General features: G+C 69.8%; 14 protein-coding genes. 11 read left to right on the forward strand and 3 right to left on the reverse strand.

The genetic code is table 11. The features are described 5' to 3' along the window. The coding region (locus RBR11_RS18040; protein ID WP_308490773.1) for a bifunctional aldolase/short-chain dehydrogenase at positions 1–1,832 on the reverse strand (1,832 nt) is incomplete at its 3' end. A gap of 117 nt (positions 1,833–1,949) precedes the next feature. On the opposite strand from RBR11_RS18040, the gene RBR11_RS18045 reads away from it, so the two are divergent. The 6 genes from RBR11_RS18045 (at position 1,950) to RBR11_RS18070 (ending at position 9,103) form a co-directional block, all read left to right on the forward strand. Further along, on the forward strand, positions 1,950–2,699 hold the full coding sequence (locus tag RBR11_RS18045; protein ID WP_308490774.1) for a DeoR/GlpR family DNA-binding transcription regulator: 750 nt from the start codon (positions 1,950–1,952) through the stop codon (positions 2,697–2,699). Positions 2,700–2,915: 216 nt separating this feature from the next. Then, positions 2,916–4,472, forward strand: a complete 1,557-nt coding sequence (locus tag RBR11_RS18050; protein ID WP_308490775.1) for a sugar ABC transporter ATP-binding protein — start codon at positions 2,916–2,918, stop codon at positions 4,470–4,472. Further along, positions 4,469–5,470: an ABC transporter permease gene (locus tag RBR11_RS18055; protein ID WP_308490776.1), complete on the forward strand. Its 1,002-nt coding sequence runs from the start codon at positions 4,469–4,471 to the stop codon at positions 5,468–5,470. The genes RBR11_RS18050 and RBR11_RS18055 overlap by 4 nt, the downstream gene beginning before the upstream one ends. A gap of 55 nt (positions 5,471–5,525) precedes the next feature. Then, positions 5,526–6,524: a sugar ABC transporter substrate-binding protein gene (locus RBR11_RS18060; RefSeq protein WP_308490777.1), complete on the forward strand. Its 999-nt coding sequence runs from the start codon at positions 5,526–5,528 to the stop codon at positions 6,522–6,524. Positions 6,525–6,590: 66 nt separating this feature from the next. Next, complete coding sequence (locus RBR11_RS18065; RefSeq protein WP_308490778.1) at positions 6,591–7,652, forward strand: NAD(P)-dependent oxidoreductase; 1,062 nt, start codon at positions 6,591–6,593, stop codon at positions 7,650–7,652. Continuing rightward, positions 7,649–9,103 (forward strand): xylulokinase, encoded by a 1,455-nt coding sequence (locus RBR11_RS18070; RefSeq protein WP_308490779.1) that lies wholly within the window; start codon positions 7,649–7,651, stop codon positions 9,101–9,103. Before RBR11_RS18065 ends, RBR11_RS18070 begins: the two co-directional genes overlap by 4 nt. A 168-nt stretch (positions 9,104–9,271) precedes the next feature. Here RBR11_RS18070 and RBR11_RS18075 read toward each other — a convergent pair whose 3' ends face one another. Next, positions 9,272–10,375, reverse strand: a complete 1,104-nt coding sequence (locus RBR11_RS18075; protein ID WP_308490780.1) for a LacI family DNA-binding transcriptional regulator — start codon at positions 10,373–10,375, stop codon at positions 9,272–9,274. A 70-nt stretch (positions 10,376–10,445) separates the two neighbouring features. Next, complete coding sequence (locus RBR11_RS18080) at positions 10,446–11,462, reverse strand: hydroxyacid dehydrogenase (RefSeq protein ID WP_308490804.1); 1,017 nt, start codon at positions 11,460–11,462, stop codon at positions 10,446–10,448. 242 nt (positions 11,463–11,704) lie between these two features. On the opposite strand from RBR11_RS18080, the gene RBR11_RS18085 reads away from it, so the two are divergent. Genes RBR11_RS18085 through RBR11_RS18105 form a run of 5 tightly spaced genes read left to right on the forward strand, consistent with a single transcriptional unit; the run spans position 11,705 to position 18,840 of the window. After that, positions 11,705–12,757, forward strand: a complete 1,053-nt coding sequence (locus RBR11_RS18085; RefSeq protein WP_308490781.1) for an ABC transporter permease — start codon at positions 11,705–11,707, stop codon at positions 12,755–12,757. A gap of 28 nt (positions 12,758–12,785) precedes the next feature. Next, on the forward strand, positions 12,786–13,697 hold the full coding sequence (locus tag RBR11_RS18090) for a carbohydrate ABC transporter permease (RefSeq protein WP_373889816.1): 912 nt from the start codon (positions 12,786–12,788) through the stop codon (positions 13,695–13,697). 48 nt (positions 13,698–13,745) lie between these two features. Then, positions 13,746–15,407: a type 2 periplasmic-binding domain-containing protein gene (locus RBR11_RS18095; protein WP_308490783.1), complete on the forward strand. Its 1,662-nt coding sequence runs from the start codon at positions 13,746–13,748 to the stop codon at positions 15,405–15,407. Between the two features lie 32 nt (positions 15,408–15,439). Beyond that, complete coding sequence (locus tag RBR11_RS18100) at positions 15,440–17,461, forward strand: DUF2264 domain-containing protein (RefSeq protein ID WP_308490784.1); 2,022 nt, start codon at positions 15,440–15,442, stop codon at positions 17,459–17,461. Next, complete coding sequence (locus RBR11_RS18105) at positions 17,458–18,840, forward strand: alpha-L-fucosidase (RefSeq protein ID WP_308490785.1); 1,383 nt, start codon at positions 17,458–17,460, stop codon at positions 18,838–18,840. Before RBR11_RS18100 ends, RBR11_RS18105 begins: the two co-directional genes overlap by 4 nt. Positions 18,841–18,868 lie beyond the last annotated feature (28 nt).

Here is an 18,868-nt window from a genome sequence, read left to right on the forward strand (position 1 = left end):
CCGGAGGCGAAGATCCCGGATCCGCGCACGACGCCGTCGGGGTTGATGCCGTTCACGCGCACGCCGTGTTCGCCGAGTTCGACGGCGAGCAGGCGCACCTGGTGGGCCTGGTCGGCCTTGGTGGCGGAGTAGGCGATGTTGTTGGGGCCGGCGAAGACGCTGTTCTTGGAGGAGATGTAGATGATGTCTCCGCCGAGCTTCTGGTCGATGAGGATGCGTGCTGCGGCCTTGGATACGAGGAAGGATCCCTTCGCCATCACGTCGTGCTGCAGGTCCCAGTCCTTCTCCGTGGTCTCCAGGAGCGGTTTGGACAGTGACAGGCCGGCGTTGTTGACGATCAGGTCGACGCCGCCGAACGCGAGCATGGCGTCGTTCAGCGCGGCCTGCACCTGGGCGGCGTCGGCGACGTTCGCGGCCACGCCGATCGCGACGTCGGTGCCGCCGAGTTCCGCCGCCGCGGCGCGGGCCTTGTCCAGGTCCAGGTCGGCGACCACGACGCACGCCCCTTCGGCGGCGAGCCGGGTGGCGATGGCTTTGCCGATGCCGCTCGCGGCGCCCGTGACGAACGCGATCCGTCCCTGGTGGCTCGCAGGCCGCGGCATCCGCTGCAGCTTGGCTTCCTCGAGTGCCCAGTACTCGATGCGGAACTTTTCGGCGTCGGAGATCGGCGCGTAGGTCGACAGGGCCTCGGCGCCGCGCATCACGTTGATCGCGTTGACGTAGAACTCGCCCGCGACACGCGCGGTCTGCTTGTTCGCACCGTAGGAGAACATGCCGACACCGGGGACGAGCACGATGAGCGGGTCGGCGCCGCGGATTGCGGGGCTGTCGGCGGTCGCGTGCGCGTCGTAGTAGGCCTGGTAGTCGGTCCGATACGAGGAGTGCAGCTCGTGCAGGCGCGCGATCTGCTCCTCGGCGGTGGCGGTCGCGGGCAGGTCGAGGATCAGCGGCTTGACTTTGGTGCGCAGGAAATGGTCGGGGCAGGACGTGCCCAGGGCGGCGAGCGCCGGCGCCTTCGTCGACGCGAGGAAGTCGAGCACGACGTCCGCGTCGGTGAAATGGCCGACCATGGGCCTCTCGGTCGAAGCGATCCCGCGGATCGTGGCCGCGAGGGCGGCTGCGCGCTCCCGCCGCTCGGCCCCGGGGAGCGCCTCGAACCCTGCGCGGACGCCACCGAACGGGTCCGTCTTGCCGTGCTCGGCGATGTGGGCGGCGGCGGTCTCGATGATCCACAGCGAGTTCGCCTCCGCCTCCTCGGACGTGTCGCCCCACGCGGTGATCCCGTGCCCGCCCAGGATGCAGCCCACCGCGTCGGGGTTCTCCGCCTTGATCGCGGCGATGTCGAGACCCAGCTGGAACCCCGGGCGCCGCCACGGCACCCACACGACCTTGCCACCGAAGATCCGGGCCGTGAGCGCCTCGCCGTCGGCGGCGGTCGCGATCGCGATGCCACTGTCGGGGTGCAGGTGATCGACGTGTGCGGCGTCGACGAGGCCGTGCATCGCCGTGTCGATCGACGGGGCGGCCCCGCCCTTGCCGTGCAGGCAGTAGTCGAACGCGGCGACCATCTCGTCCTCGCGGTCGAGACCCGGGTAGACGTCGACGAGCGCGCGCATCCGGTCCAGCCGAAGGACCGCCAGGCCCTGTTCGGTCAGGGTGCCGAGGTCGCCACCGGAGCCCTTGACCCAGAGCAGCTCGACGGGCCCACCCGTGACGGGATCGGTCTCGGTGCCCTTGGCGGATGTGTTGCCGCCCGCATAGTTCGTGTTCTTCGGATCCGCGCCCAGCCGGTTGCTGCGGGCCAGAAGAGAAGCGGCAGTCGGGTTCGTCATCGATGCTCCCAGTGCGTGGACGCGCGGCGTAGCCGGCGCGTGGGTGTGAAATTATGTGAAAGATAACATGATCTGACACGCGTGGGAAGTGAGATCCGTCGCACTACCATGGGCCTCGTGAAGTCCCTAGCCGCCGAGGAGCGCTGGACGTGGCTGCTGGAGCAGCTCAAGGAGTCCAAGGCCATCTCCCTCACCGACGCCGCCGAAGCGCTCGGCGTGAGCGAGATGACCGTGCGCCGCGACCTCAGCGGCATGGAGGAGCGCGGGATCGCCCGACGCGTCCGCGGTGGCGCCGTCTACAGCGGGCCGGTGAGCTTCCAGGGCCGCGAGCGCTCGCACGCCGAGGAGAAGGCCGCGATCGCACAGAAGCTGCTCCCCTTCGTTCCCACCTCCGGCGTGATCGCGATGGACTCCTCCACGACGATCAACCGGCTCGCCCTCGCCCTGCCGCCGGTAAGCGATCTCACCGTCGTCACCAACGGGCTCTCGACCTTCCAGACCTTGCAGGACCGCCCCGGCGTGACAGCGATCCTCACGGGCGGCGCGGGCGACAAGCGCTCCGACTCGCTGATCGGCCCGGTCGCGACCGCGTTCCTCGACAGCATCCGGTTCAGCGCGTTCTTCGCCTCGGCGGCAGCGCTCGACGAGCGCATGCTCTACGAGGACACCCTCGAGGAGGCCGAGGTCAAGAGGGCCTTCGCACGCTCCTCGGTCCGGATCCTGATCGGTGCGCACGCCGAGAAGCTCGACGACGTCGCGACCGCGACCGCGATCCCGCTCGACCGCGTCAGCGTGCTCGCCACGGAGCTCGCGCCGGATCAGCCCGAGCTCGCCCCGTACGCACGGGTCGTCGGCACGATCCTCTGACCCCGGCCGCTCCCCCGCCCCGCTGAGCCGCGGGGGCGTCACCCGTGCCCTGCAGCACCGTCGGCGCCTCCGCTCCTGCGCCACGCCTCAAATTTCGAACATGACTTGACAAGATTGAACATGATCTAACACACTGTGATCCACAGCCGACACGAAGGAGTGCATCCGGATGTCATGTCGACGAGCAGAGCAGCCGCGCACGGAAGGAGTCCCACGGTGAACGCAGCAGCACAGGAGCAGCGCGAGCAGGATCCTCCGATCGCTCCCACCATCGGTTCCGCAGTCACCGGACTCTCCGTCCAGCTGGACGGGATCACCAAGCACTACCCGGGTGTCGCCGCTCTGAAAGATGTCTCCCTCGACCTGCGGCCCGGCGAGGTCCATGCGATCGTCGGGGAGAACGGCGCGGGAAAGTCCACGCTCATCAAGGTCCTCGCCGGGGCCGTCGAGCCCACCGCGGGCGGCATCGTCGTCGACGGCGTCGCGCACGCCCAGCTCACCCCTGCGACCGCCCAGGAGCTCGGCATCGCCGTCATCTACCAGGAGTTCACTCTCGTGCCCACGCTGAACGCGGCCGAGAACGTGTTCCTCGGGCACTACATCCGCCGGGGACCGGTCCTCGACCGCAAGCGCATGTACGCCGAGGCCCGCCGCCTCTTCGCCCGCCTCGGCGTCGACCTCGACCCGCGCGTACTCGTGGGCGAGCTCACCACCGGGTTCCAGCAGATCGTCGAGATCGCCAAGGCTCTGTCCCGCGACGCGCGCCTGCTCATCATGGACGAGCCCTCCGCACCGCTCACGGCCGCCGAGGTCGAGGCCATGTTCCGCGTCGTCGACGCCCTCAAAGCCGAGGGGATGACGATCGTCTACATCTCCCACCGGATGGACGAGATCTTCCGCTTGTCCGACCGGGTCACCACCCTCCGTGACGGGCAGCACATCGCCACCCAGGAGACGTCGTCGACGTCGCGCGGTGAGCTCATCCGCCTCATGGTCGGCCGCGAGCTCACCGAGGGCTATCCGCAGCGCGAGACCGTCCCCGGCGAGGTGTCGCTGCGCGTGGACGGGTTGACCGGCAACGGCGTCTCCGACATCTCCTTCGAGGCCCGCCGCGGCGAGATCGTCGGCTTCGCCGGACTCATCGGAGCCGGTCGCACGGAGCTGATGGAGCTGCTCTTCGGGGCGAAGCGGGTCGAGGCCGGCGAGGTGTCGCTGCACGGCCGCTCGGTCGTGTCCCGCTCCCCGATCCAGGCGATCGGCCACCGGGTCGCACTCGTCCCGGAGGATCGCAAACGGCACGGGCTCGTGCTGGAGTTCTCCATCCTGCAGAACATCACGCTCCCTCTGCTGCGCTCGATGTCTCCTGGCACGGTGGTGAACCGCCGTCAGGAACGCGATCTCGCCGCCGAGTACATGGCGGATCTGCGGATCAAGGCGCCTTCCTCCGCCGAGATCGTCGGGAACCTCTCGGGCGGCAATCAGCAGAAAGTCGTGCTCGCGAAGTGGCTGGCCACGCGGCCCGAGGTGATCATCTTCGACGAGCCGACCCGTGGCATCGACGTCGGCGCCCGCGCCGAGATCTACCAGATCATGAACCGCCTCGCCGCGGAGGGCAGGACCATCCTCATGATCTCCTCCGACATGGAGGAGCTCATCGGCATGGCCGACCGGATCGTCGTGCTGCGTGAGGGGTTGCAGCAGGGGGTCCTGACAAAGAACGAAATCACCCAGGAGGCCGTGATGGCCCTGGCCGCTCAAGGAGAGCTCGAATGAAGTCCACCGTCCTGTCCCGAGTCAGGAACCTCGGGATCCTTCTCGTCTTCATCGTCCTGGTGATCGCCTTCAGCCTGCTCACCCCTCAGTTCCTGGAGCCGGGCAACATCTTCAACATCGCTCGTCAGATCGCCACCCTCGGCATCTGCGCGGTCGGGTTCTCGTTCGTCCTGATCACGGGCGGCATCGACCTTTCCGTCGGGTACCAGATCTCTCTCAACGTCGTCGTGACCGGCATGCTCATGGCCACGTTCGGCGTGCCGTGGTACCTCGCCTGCCTCATCGCGCTCGCACTCGGCACGCTGATCGGCGTCGTCAACGGCCTCATCATCACCTACACCGGGGTGGCGCCGTTGATCGTGACCCTGTCGATTATGATGGTCCTCAACGGCCTCAGCTACCTGATCTCCAAGGGCCTGCCGATCTTCGGCTTCCCCAAGGAGTTCTCGATGCTCGGACAGGGCGCGATCTTCGGGATCATCCCGGTCTCGCTGATCTTCCTCCTCGCGATCTGGGCGATCGGCCTGTTCATCCTGAACAAGACCTACATCGGCCGCTACTTCTACGCGATCGGCAACAACGCCGAGGCAGCCCGCCTCTCCGGCGTGAACACCAAGCGCACGCTGATCCTCGTATACGCGCTCTGCGGCTTCTTCACCTCGATCGGCGCGGTCCTGCTGCTCTCGCGCCTGAACTCGGCGCAGTCCGCGACCGGCGCCGGCTTCGAGTTCAGCGTGCTGACCGCTTGCGTGCTCGGCGGCATCAGCGTCATGGGCGGCCGCGGCAGCCTGTTCGGGGCGTTCATCGGCGTACTCATCGTCGGCGTCCTCGACAACGGCCTCGTCCTGATGAACGTGAGCGCCTACGTGCAGCTCGTCATCAAGGGCTGCATCCTGCTCGCCGCCGTGATCTACGACGCCATGTCGAAGGGATCCCGCGGTAGGGCCAAGCAGATCGGCGGGGTCGCGCTCAAGACCCCGGCCACGGCGTCCGCCTGATCCGTTCCTCGTACCCGCACCACCCCGCATCACCCCCTCCCCGAAAGGAACCATCGTGAAGAAGAGATTCGGCCTCGCCGCTGCGGCCGCCGCGGTCGTCGCGCTGCTGTTGTCCGGCTGCACCACCGTCCCCGATGCCGGAGCAGCCGCGTCCGGCGGCGGAGCGAAGGGCGACGGAAAGACCGTCGGCATCACATTCTCCGATCTGAGCAACCCCGTGTGGTCAGAGCTCGTGCAGGAGGCGCAGACGTACGGCAAGGACAAGGGCCTGTCCGTCAACTACGTGGACGCGCACAACGACGCCGCCACGCAGGTCACCCAGATCGAGAACTTCATCCAGCAAGGCGTCTCCGCGATCATCATCTGCGCGGTCGACGCCAACGCCCTCAAGGACGTCACCGCCAAGGCGCAGAAGGCCGGGATCAAGGTGGTCGGCTACACCCAGGTGCTGACGAACTACGACTCCCAGTACCTCGTCGACGCGTACAAGACCGGATACGCCAACGGCGAGGCCGCCGGCAAGTGGATCCAGAAGAACTACGGCGACAAGGCCGTCGAGTGGGGCCTGATGGACCTGCCGCGCTTCCCGGAGATCATCGAGCGGGCGAAGGGCATCAAGGACGCGGTCGCGAAGGTCGCCCCCAACGCCAAGCTCGTCGCCACCGCCCCTGCCCTCACCAGCGAGGACGGGGTCGCGAACGCGGAGAACTTCCTCCAGGCGCACCCAAACATCAAGATGATCGCCACGATCGGCGGCGGCGGCGCGGTCGGCGGCAACGAGGGCGTCAAGTCCGCGGGCGTCACCGACTTCAAGACGTTCGGTCTGTTCGGGATCGACGCGACCCAGCAGGAGATCCAGAACATCATGAAGGGCGACCCGGAGAAGTCGACCATCAGCCTCGGCGGCGGGAAGGCGCACGGCCGCACGCTGATCGACATCACCAAGGAGCTGCTGGACGGCAAGAAGGTCGAGAAGGACCAGTACATGCCGATCAAGGCCATCGACTCGTCGAACGCGAAGGCGTACTACGACGAGGTGTTCGGCGGCAAGTAAGCAGGTCCCGTCCGGCCGCCGACCACGGCGGCCGGACGACCTCCTCCACGAAGGGAATCCACGCTCATGATCCGAGTGCTCGCCGCAGGCGACCGCTTCATCCGCTCGTCGCTGCTGCGCGACTGCGTCCTCGAGGCCGTCGGAGACGACGTCGAGGTCGACGTCCGCGAGATCGAGTTCGGCTGGCCGGACGTGCCGTTCGGCCGCGTCGGCGACGTCGACGAGGCCTCCGGGACCGAGGACGAGCTCATCGAGGCCCTCGAAGGCGTCGACGCGATCGTCACCCAGCTCGCCCCGCTGACCGCGCGGGTCATGGACGCCCGCCCCGAGCTGCGGCTCATCGCCGTCTCCCGAGGCGGCCCCACGAACGTCGACGTCGAGGCGGCGCGCGAACGAGGCATCCGGGTCGCCAACGTCCCCGGCCGCAACGGCATCGCGACCGCCGAGATGACGATCGGCCTCGCGCTGGCGATGCTGCGCCGGATCCCGCTCGCGCACGGCAGCATGCTCGCCGACGAGTGGCGCGGCGACCTGTACCGCTCCGACGCGGTCGGCCGCGAGGTGTCCGGATCCGTCATCGGCCTGCTCGGCGCAGGAGCCGTCGGCGCGCACGTCGCCCGCGTCTTCGCCGCGATGGGCGCGCAGGTGCTCGTGTTCGACCCGTACCTGCCCGCGGGTGCGCTGGACGGCGTCGTCGAGCTCGTCTCCGACGTCGACGAGCTGTTCCGCCGCAGCGACCTCGTCTCGGTGCACGCGCGGCTGACCGCCGAGACCCGGCACCTCGTCGACGCGGCTAGGATCGCGCTCATGCCCCGCGGATCCCTGCTCGTCAACGCGGCCCGCGGCGGCCTGGTGGACTACGACGCCGTCGCCGCCTCGATCGCCGACGGCCACCTCGGCGGTGCGGCGTTCGACGTGTACCCCGAGGAGCCGGTCGACTTCGCACACCCCCTGTTCACCCTGGCCCGCGAGGGCGAGGACGTCGTGGTCACCCCGCACATCGCCGGGGCCAGCCGCGAGACCGCGTTGCGCGCCGCGCGCGGTGTCGCCGAGGAGCTGCGCCGCTTCATCACCGGCGAGCCCGCGTTGAACCCCCTCGTCGAGGGCACGGCGGTGGCTCCCGCGTGAGCGGCGAGACGCGCGTGCACGATGCCGAGCGGCGCGGAGACGCGCTGCTCGGCATCGACGTGGGGACGAGCTCGGCGAAGGTCGTGGCGACGGATCTGCGCGGCAACCGCCTCGCGGACAAGTCGGTCCCCTACCCGACCCGGACCGACGGATCCGGCGCCGAGCAGGACGCCCGGGACTGGTGGCGCGCCGTCGCCGAAGCCACGACCGCCGTCACCCTGGGCCTCACCGTGCGCGCCGTCGCCGTCACATCCCAGGCCCCGACGTTCGTGCCGGTCGACGCTCTGGGCGAACCGACCGGACCGGCGCTGACCTGGCTCGATCGTCGCGCCGCCGTCGAGGCGCAGGAGATCCTCGCTCTCGCGCCCGGTTCCCGCAACGGCGCCGACCCCTTCTTCGGCACCGCCAAGTTCGCGTGGCTCTCGCGCCACCGCCCTGCCGAGCTCGAGGCCGCAGAGAGCGTCCTCGCGACGAACGGCTACATCGTCCGCCGGCTCACCGGCGTCTCGGTGCTCGACGACACCACCGCCTCGCTCATGCAGGGCTTCGACGAGGCCGTCGGCGACTTCTCCGCCCCCATCCGCGCCGCCGTGCCCGCGCTCGCACTGCTCCCCACGATCGTGCCCGCCGGCGCGATCGTGGGCGCCGTCAGCGCTGAAGCCTCCGCCGCGACAGGGATCCCCGCCGGTACGCCCGTCGCCGCCGGCGGCATCGACGCCATCGGATCCGCCCTCGAGGCCGGCGCACTCGCGCCCGGAGATCCGCTCGTCGACATGACCGGCTTCTCCAGCGTGACCATGCTCGCCGTCCCGCGCGGCACGGCGATCCCCGGCTTCATCCACTCCCGGCACTGTCTGCCCGACGTCGACCTGCTGATCACCGCGCAGGTCACCGCGGGCGCGACGATCGATTGGGTGAACTCCCTCGACCACGGACGCGACCTGCGCCAGGCGGATCAGATCCTCGCCCGCCCGCGTCCCGGACGGCTCACCATGGTGCCGAGCCTTGCCGGCGAGCGCACCCCCACCTGGAATGCAGCCGCACGCGGCATCGTCTCCGGAATCGATCTCACCGTCGACGGTATCGACCTCATGCTCGCCGCGATGGAGGGCAACGCCCTCGCACTCGCCCGCGACGTCGACGCGATGCGTGCGGCGGGGTTCGGGATCGACCGGCTGATCTCGACCGGTGGCGGGGCGTCTTCCGACGCTTGGCTGCAGATCAAGGCGGACGTGCTCGGCATCCCCGTGCTGCGTCCCGCGAGCGGACACGGCGCGGCCCAGGGTGCTGCGGGGCTCGCCGGCCTTGCGACGGGGCTCGTCGCGTCGATCGAAGGGCTCACCGGACTCGCCACCGAGATCGAAGCGGAGTTCGTCCCTGATCAGACCCGGCACACCGCCTACGCCGGGGCACGGAAGCGCTTCGAGGCCCTCGCCGCGTTCGAGGGCTGAGCCCGCCGATCCTCGCAGCAGGCTGATTCAAACCCAAGCCCGGGGTCTCCTCTGCGGCGAGTCGTCGCGCTCGCCTCTCCGAGCGGTCGCACAGAGCCAGGGTATACGCTTTCCCACATGCGGGAGAAGGGATCGCGGACCGATCTGCCGCCCGGATCCGCTGCGCTGTCAGCGCCGCGACGCCCACGGGGTCGCGGCGGGAGCGGCGGCCGACTCGCGCACGACGACCCGGGTGCCGATGATGATCTCGCCGTCCGCGTGCCGGCCGAACGCGTCGTCGTCCTGGCTGAGCGCGAGGCGCACGCTCTCCCGGCCCATCTCCTCGAGCGGCACGTGCACGGTGGTCAGCTTGGGCGTGAGCTCGCTGGACTGCGGGATGTCGTCGTAGCCGACGAGGGAGATGTCCTCCGGCACGCGCACGCCCGCCGCGGTCATCGCGTCCAGCGCACCGGCGGCGACCAGATCGTTCGCGGCGAACACCGCGGTGACATCGAGCTTCGAGGCGAGGATCTCGCTCATCTCGGCGTGACCGAACCGGCGGCCGAACGCGCCCTGCCGGACGAGCTCCGTCGGCACGTCGAGGCCGCGCGACTGCATGGCGCGGCGGTAGCCGGCCAGGCGCGCGACGCTCGTGGACAGACCGACCGGGCCGCCGAGGTACAGGATCCGCCGGTGCCCCAGCGAGATGAGGTGCTCGGTGACCGCGAACGCGCCGCCCTCGTTGTCGTATCCGACGATCTTGGTCGGCGCCTTGTCCCCCACCGAGGGCCGGCCGCAGAGCACGAGGGTGGATCCGATCCCGGCCAGGGCACGGGCGCGCTCGGCCATCCGGCGGCGGGCCCCGGCGTCGTCGTAGGCGCCACCGACCACGATCACCGCGTCGGTGCGCTGGCTGATCATCCGGTCGATGAGCTCGATCTCGCGATCGACGTCGCCCTGCGAGGCGGCCACGATGCAGAGCCGGCCGGTCGTGGACGCCTCCTGCTCGACGCCGCGAACGATGTAGGAGAAGAACGGATCCACGAGGTCGTTGACGATGATCCCCACGCTGTGCGTGGCCGAGCTGGCCAGCGCCCTGGCGTGCGCGTTGGCCGTGTAGCCGAGGTCGTCGATGGCCCGCTTCACGGCGTCCTTGGTCGCCTGCGCGACGGGGTAGTTGCCGTTCAGCACGCGGGACACGGTGGCGGTGGACACCCCGGCGCGCTCGGCGACGTCGGTCATCGTCACGCTGTGACCGCCGCGCATCGTCGCACGCTCGCTCTGCGTCGTCATCGGGTCCTCCCCTTCCTCGGCTCGCAGCCCCGGCCGCGACTGCGCGTCATGCCCGGCTCGGGCGGTGTGATCAGGCGGTGTACGCCAGCTCGTCGGCGAGCAGTTCGTGCACCAGCATCCCTCGACCAACGTAGTGCTCCACCTCGCGCACGGCCGAGTCGCCCAGCCGGTGGATCTCGTTGCCGAGGGCGCCGGCGATGTGCGGGGTCAGCACCACGTTCGGCAGCGAGTACAGCGGCGAGTCGGCCGGCAGCGGCTCCGGATCCGTCACGTCGAGGTAGGCGTCCAGTCGCCCCGTCACGAGTTCCGCCGCAAGCGCGTCGGTGTCGATGAGGGCGCCGCGTGCCGTGTTGATCACCACCGCGCCGTCGTGCAGCAGGGCGAGCTCGCGGGCCGAGACGATGTGCCGGGTGTCGGGCGTGCTCGGGGCGTGCAGGCTGAGCACGTCGCTGCGCCGGCAGAGCTCCTCGAGCGACACGTGCTCGACGCCGAGGGCCGCGGCCTGGGCCGACGTGAGATACGGATCGGCGACGAGGATCCGCGCCTGCAGCAGGGAGATCATCCGGATCACCTCGCGGCCGACCTTGGACGCGCCGAGGATGCCGATCGTGATGCCGTTCGTGCCGAGCGGCGGGAGACCGGCGACCGTGCGGTGGCGGCGGGTGGTGCGCAGCTGGTCGGCGAAGCGGCTGGCCCGCTTGAGGCCGAACACGATCGCGGCGAACGTGAACTCGGCGACCGGGGTCGCGTTCGCGGCGGCGGCGGTGCTGACCCGGATGCCGCGGCGGAACGCCTCCGCGTCGAGGAAGGTCTTCACCGTGCCCGCGGTGTGCACGAGCGCCTTCAGCTGCGGGGCGAGATCGAGCACGTCGGCGTCGATGCGCGGCGCCCCCCAGCCGGTCACCATGACTGCGGCCTCGCGCAGGGCCTCGCGGGCCCCCGGCGCGTCGAAACCCGTGATCGGCACAGGACCGACGATGTCGACCACGCGGTGCAGACGGGCCAGCCCCTCCTCGGTGAACACCTCGGCGAACGACTCGTCCGACATCACGACCACTGCGCGCGGGCGGGGCGAAGGCAGCTCCATGTTCACGGCGATCCTTTCAGTTCTCACATCGCATAGTAAGCGCATACTACGACCGGTGTCCAGCGACAAACATCCGACCTCCAAGGAAATATGGCGTGAAATCAAGGGATGATGAGAATGGGATCGAGCGTTGACAGCCCTGGAGACGTGTTGTACGGTCGGACGAGTAGCAAGCGCTTACTAGCACTTGCCCCCCACGAACCGATGACGCTTCCCTCTCGCGTCGCATGCCGAGGTCAACGATGAGCAGCTACAGCGAAGCCACCGCGCACCGCGCGCCGACACGGGTCGACGACGCCCCGAGCGCCGAAGCGCCGTCGAAGCCGCTGGCGGACGTCACCGTGCCGAGCGCCGATCCCGTACCCGCGAAGAGGAAGCGCAGCCTCTGGGCGCGGATCAAGCGCGACCGCATGATGCTGCTGCTGATCGCTCCGGGCTTCCTCTACTTCGTGGTCTTCCACTGGCTGCCGCTGCCCGGCAACATCGTCGCCTTCGAGGACTACCAGCCCTATCTCGGCTTCATCGACAGCGCGTGGGTCGGCCTCGACAACTTCGTGAAGATCTTCGGGGATCCCACGTTCTGGCAGGCGCTGCGCAACACGCTCGTGATCACGGGCCTGCAGCTGGTGCTCTTCTTCCCGATCCCGATCGTCCTCGCGCTGCTGCTGAACAGCATCATGTCGGGCCGGATCCGCAAGTTCGTGCAGAGCGTCGTCTACCTGCCGCACTTCCTCGGCTGGGTCATCATCGTCTCGATCTTCGGGCAGGTGCTCGGCGCGACCGGCGTCGTGCCGCACCTCATGCAGGCGCTCGGGATGCAGCCGTTCCAGGCGATGACCACCCCGTGGTTCTTCCCGTTCCTGGTCTCGATCCAGTCCGCCTGGAAGGACGCGGGCTGGGGGACGATCATCTTCCTCGCGGCCCTGATGAACATCGACCAGGAGCTGTACGAGGCCGCCGCCGTCGACGGCGCAGGGCCGTGGCAGCGCATGCGGAAGATCACGATCCCCGGCATCATGCCCGTGATCATCCTGCTGCTGATCCTGAACCTCGGCAGCATCCTCTCCGTCGGGTTCGAGCAGATCGTCCTGCAGCGCGACAACGTCGGCGCCGGCGCGGGCGAGGTGCTCGACACCTGGGTCTACTTCAACGGCATCCAGAACGGACAGTGGGGCCCCGCCGCCGCGGTCGGCCTGGTCAAGGGCGTCGTCGGGCTCGCGCTCGTCCTCGGCGCCAACAAGGTCGCTCATCTGTTCGGCCAGGAAGGCGTGTACTCCAGTGACAACAACAAGTGACCTCGAGCTGACCACCCGCGCGGTGAGCATGCCCAGGAGCAGGCGTCAGGCGCGCCGGGTCGAGTCCCTCCGCCCCGCCTGGATGGAGAAGCCCACCCCGCTCAGCCGGGCCGGCAAGGCGATCGTGATCACGATCATCTGCATCCTGACGATCTATCCGTTCCTCACGGTGCTCTCCACGAGCCTGTCCGACAGCACCGACATCGCCAACGCGAACGGCCTGGTGCTGTTCCCCCTGCACCCGACCTTCGCCGCCTACGAGACGATCTTCGCGGGCGGGGTGGTCACCGCCGCCCTGGTCCGCAGCATCCTGATCACCGCGATCGGCACGCTGTGCTCCCTCGCCGCGACCGTGGGCATGGCGTACGGGCTCTCCCGCCGCGACCTCGCCTTCGGCAAGTTCATCCTGCTCACCGCGCTGTTCACGATGCTGTTCACCCCCGGCATCATCCCGAGCTTCCTCATGGTCAAGCAGCTCGGCCTGCTCGGCAGCTACGCGGCTCTGGTGCTGCCCACCCTCATCTCGGCGTTCAACCTGGTCGTGGTCCGCTCGTTCTTCATGGGCCTGCCGCAGGAGCTCTTCGAGGCGGCCAGGATCGACGGGGCCGGCGACTTCCGGATCCTCGTGAAGATCGTGCTCCCGCTCTCCAAGGGCGTGCTCGCCGTCGTCGGGCTCTTCTACGCCGTCGCGTACTGGAACGCGTTCTTCAACGCGATGCTCTACCTCAAGGCCGAGCAGTGGCCGCTGTCGATGATCCTGCGCCAGTACGTGCTGCTCGGGTCGCCCCTCGACACCGCCTCGGCCGGAGAGATCTCGGCACCGTCGCAGGCCATCCAGATGGCGGTCGTCGTGATCAGCGTCGTGCCGATCCTGCTCGTCTACCCGTTCCTGCAGAAGTACTTCACCAAGGGCGTCCTCACCGGCGCCGTCAAGGGCTGACCGCCCGCTCCCCCGCACCACCAATCCACCCACAGAAAGGAGCCCATCGTGGCTCTTGAGACGAACCGGCGGACCTTCCTGTCCTACGCCGCCCTCAGCGCACTGGCCGTCGTGGCCACCGGCACCCTGGCCGGCTGCGGCACGCAGACCAAGCTGACGGCGTCGGCGGCCTCCACCTCGGTGCTGCCGAAGTTCACCGCGATCAAGGGGGTCGCCGCCGACCTCCCCGGCACCGCCGACGGCGTGCCCGCGGCGTTCTTCAACTACCCGGCCAAGCCGTTCCGCTCGGTGCCGTCCCCGTTCATGAACGGGAAGAAGGTCACCGCGATCACCAACATCTTCGGCCCGCCGCCCACCGCGGCCGACTCCAACCCGGCCACCCAGGCGATCTTCAAGCGCCTCGGCGGCACGGTCGACATCACCGCCGTGTCCAGCGACGACTTCGACACCAAGCTGAACACCGTGATCGCGGGCGGCGACCTGCCCGACCTCATGCTCAACGACGGTGCGGCGATCGCCGACATCATCGGCTTCCTGCAGTCCTCCTGCCAGGACCTCACGCCCTTCCTCGCCGGCGACAAGGTCAAGGACTACCCGAACCTCGCGAACATCCCGCAGGCGTTCTGGAAGCCGGCCGTGCAGAACGGCAAGCTCTACGGCATCCCGATCCCGCGCGGCATGACCGGCGGATCCGGCTTCATCAACCAGACGTTCTTCGAGGCCGCGGGCGTCAAGGACACGTCGACGATCAAGAGCTCCGACGATTACCTCGCCCTCGCCAAGCAGCTCACCGGCGGCAACCGCTGGGCCCTCGGCAGCACCAAGTTCGGCCTCATCCCGTTCCACCACATCTTCCACGTGCCGTACAACTGGACCCAGAAGAACGGCAAGCTGGTCAAGGACATCGAGACCCCCGAGTACCTCGAGGCGATCAGCTTCGTGCAGAAGCTGTACGCCGCCGGCTGCTACGCGCCGGGCAGCGAGGGCTGGACCAAGTCCCAGATGTCGAACGCGTTCATCTCCGGCCAGGTCGCGCAGATCTACGACGGGCTGCCGGCCTTCGGCAAGCCGGGCGGCTACCAGCAGACGGTTCCCGCGGCGAACCCCGCCAACAAGGTGACGCCGTTCATCCCGTTCAGCGCCACGGGCGGCAAGGCGTCGGTGTGGCTCGACAACATCGACTTCGCGTGGACCATGGTGAAGAAGGGCAGCGCCGACCACATCAAGCTCGTGCTGCAGGTCGCCAACTTCATGGCCGCCCCGTTCGGCAGCGAGGAGTACCTGCTGATGAACTACGGTGCCGCCGACGCCGACTACAAGCTCGACGGCAAGGGCAACCCGATCCCGACGCCGCAGGCCGCGCTCGACACCGCGACGCCGTGGAAGTACCTGGCCGCCGGCCCCAACACGCTCTACTCGCCGCAGTTCCCGGACGCGATCAAGGTGCTGCACGACGCGTATCTGAAGCTCGTCCCGCTCGGCGTGGCCGATCCGACGCAGGGCATGTTCAGCCCGACGAACGCGAAGCAGGGCCTCACGATCATGAAGCCCGTGAGCGATGCGGTGACCAACTTCATCGCCGGACGCGGTTCGCTGAACGACGTGAGGAGCGCGATCACCAACTGGAAGAGCGCGGGCGGCGACGCCATCCGTGCCGAGTACCAGAAGGCGCTCAGCGGCGCGACGCCGAGCCCATCCCCGTCCGCCTGACGACACCGGAGAACAAGAACGTGGGAGAGCTCATGACGACTGCCGTCGCCCCGGATCCGGTCCTCTCCCCGTTCACCGGGTGGGGCAGGGCGCACTGGGAGGCCGTGGCGGACGACTGGCTCGGCCAGATCCGCCGCTACGACAGCCCCGGTGGCGGCCTGCCCCGCCTCCCCGGCCGGGTCACCGGCGACGGCGAGCGCCGCGAGAGCATGGAGACGGTCGGCCGGTCCTTCCTGCTCGGCTCCGCGCGCATCGCCGGAGCGGCGGACCCTGGCGCACCGGAGGTGCAGGCCCACCTGGACTGGTACTCGCGGGCGCTGCTCGCGGGCACCCGTCCGGGTGGCGCCGAGGAGTGGCCGCGCGGCGTCACCTGCCGGCTCCCCCTCACCGGCATCACGAACTCGATCGTGGAGTCGGCGAACATCGGGTTCAGCCTGTACGTCTGCCGCGACCGGCTGTGGGCCGGGCTCACCCGCCCCGAGCAGCAGCAGATCGCGGACTGGCTGCGCCACCACGCCCGCTGCGAGGTGTGGCAGAACAACTGGCAGCTCTTCCCGGCGATGGCCGAGGGCTTCCTCCGCTCCGTCGGCGAGGAGGTCACCGGCACCACCTCGCACCGCAACGTCGCCCGGGTCGAGTCCTGGTACCTCGGCGACGGCTGGTACACCGACGGCCCCGAGCACGCGATCGACTACTACAACGCGTGGGCGATCCACCCGTACCTCTGGGCCTGGTACCGGATGACCGACACCGTGCAGACGCCGGAGGGGCAGCGCCACCTCGAACGGCTGCGCGATTTCACCGCGTCGCAGGCGCACATGTTCGCGTCGGACGGATCCGTGCTGCACCAGGGCCGTTCGCTCACGTATCGCACCGCCCTGCTCGCCGCGCTGTGGTGCGCGGACGAGTCCGGCGTCAGCGCGCTCACGCCCGGCCAGACCCGCCGGATCGCCTCGGGCGTGCTCTCCCGCTTCACCGCGCAGGGCGTCGGCGTCGGCGGCCCGCTCTCGCTCGGCTGGTACCACGAGTTCGAGCCGGTGCTGCAGGACTACAGCGGCTTCGGCTCCCCCTATCTGGCCGGGATCGGGTTCCTCGGGCTCGCCCAGCCGGCCTCGGCGCCGGTGTGGACCGCGCCCGAGGAGGCGCAGCCGTCCGACGGCGGCCCGTTCGTGCGGCCGATCGAGCCGGCAGGGTGGGTGCTCCGGGCCGCATCCGACGGCATCGTCCGGATGGCGAACCACGGCTCGGACCACGCGACGCTCCCCGTCGGCGAGGACGTCGACCGGGACGACCCGCACTACGCCAAGTTCGGCTACACGACCCACACCGCGCCCGGCACCGGGCCGGCCTGGGCGGACGCGATCGACGCGCACTTCGCGCTGGTCGACGCCGAGGGCAACGGCAGCCGCCGCAGCGCGCTGAGGGCGACCCGCGTGGAGGGCGCGCTGTCCGGATCCGTGCACGTGCCGCAGTTCGACCGGCGTGCGCTGCCCGGCTGCGCGGTGACGACCGTGACCGCCTCCGACGACGTGTACGAGGTGCGCGCGCACCTCGTCGAGACGGACCGGCCGTGGACCATGCGCGAGGGCGGCTACGCCGTCGCCGACGACGTGGAGCCCACCGGCGGGACGTTCGACGGCGGCGCGTGGGTGCGCGGCCGGGACGGTTTGCTATCGGCGGTCGTCGGCCTGCACGGCTGGGACACGGTCCCGGTCCCCGAGTCCGCCCCGTCCCCGGTCCCTGAGCCCGTCGAAGGGTCGTCGGCCCGCATCTTCGCCTACCGCGACGCGAACGCGATGGGCCCTCACTCCGCCACCCCGGCCGTGTTCGGCACGACGGGCACCGGCCGGACCGTGGTGGTCACGCTGCACGTGCTCGAGCGCGGCGGCCCGGCGGATCCGCGGCATTGGCGTGACCAGGTCGCGCTGCGCGTCGACGGGACCCGGATCCACCTCACCTGGGCGTCGGGCGGAGTCGACGAGTTCGATCTCGCGACGTTCCTGCCCTGGGACGGGCACGCGGGGCTCACCGGCCCGCGCGGGGAAGCCCGATGATCGCGCTGCGGTACGGCGCAGGCCCGCAGGAGCTCCGCCAGGATCCGGCCATGCGCGCCTTCCGCGCCGACCGGTTCGGGCAGTTCGTGCACTGGGGCCTCTACGCCCTCCCCGCGGGCACCTGGCACGGGCGGACCATCGAGTTCGCCGCCGAGTTCCTCATGCATTCGGCGAAGGTCAGCCGGGAGGACTGGGCCGCCCTCGCCCGCGACTTCACGCTCGACGGGTTCGACCCCGCGGCCTGGGCGCGCACCGCGAAGGCGATGGGCGCCCGCTACGTGACCGTGACGACCAAGCACCACGACGGGTTCTGCCTGTGGCCGAGCGCGCACAGCGACTTCACCGTCGCGGCGACGCCCTCGGGCCGGGACGTGCTCGGCGAGATCCTCGCCGCCTATCAGGCCGAGGGGCTGGCGACGCACCTGTACTACTCGGTGCTGGACTGGCACCATCCCGATTGGCGGTACCGGCTCGACACCGACGAGGACCGCGCCGCGTTCGACCGCTACCTCGACTTCGCCGCGAACCAGCTCGTCGAGCTCGCCGAGCGCTACCCGCAGGTGCGCGGGTTCTGGTTCGACGGCACCTGGGACGAGTCGGTCAAGGCGAACGGCCGCTGGACGCACGAGATCGAGCGGATCCTCAAGGAGCGGATCCCCGGGGCGATCGTGAACAGCCGGCTCCGCGCCGACGACCTCGGCGCGCGGCATTTCGACTCCAACGGCGATCTCATGGGCGACTACGAGAGCGGCTACGAGCGGCGCCTGCCCGCGCCGTGGGACCGGTCGGTGACGGCCCACGACTGGGAGGCGTGCGCGACGATCACGCAGGCCACCTGGGGCTTCCACGACTCCGCGTGGGCGGACCGTGGCCGCAAGACCCCCGCGCAGATCATCGAGCAGCTCGCGCAGACGGTGAGCCTCGGCGGCAACCTGCTGCTGAACTTCGGGCCGCGCGGCGACGGATCCCTCGTCCCGGCCGAGGTCGACCTCGCCCGCGAGGTCGGCGCATGGATGCACGCGAACGGCGCCGCCGTGCACGGCTCCGGCCCGGCCGAAAGGTGGGAGTACCCGGGCTGGGGCTTCTACACGGCGCCGCTCGACGCGGCGGGCGCCGAGACCGGGCTCGTGCACGCGATCGTCACCCGGATCCCGGTGTCCGGGATCCTCACGGTCGAGGTCCCCGCGGGCCTCGAGGTACGGGCGATCCGCGCCCTCGCCGACGGCGCGAATGTGCCGTTCACCGTCCTGGACGGGCATTCCCTCCGCTTCCCGGCCCCCGCCTCCACGGGCATGCCGGTCGTGTTCGCCCTCGAGACGGGGCCGGCCGGAGAGGATCCGGCCCTGCGCGAACCGAACCCCGACGTCGCGCTCGTGTGACAGATGCATGAGCGGGCGCCTTCCCGTT

Origin of the sequence: Microbacterium capsulatum, from assembly GCF_030865425.1 — a bacterium.
Lineage (GTDB): Bacteria > Actinomycetota > Actinomycetes > Actinomycetales > Microbacteriaceae > Microbacterium > Microbacterium capsulatum.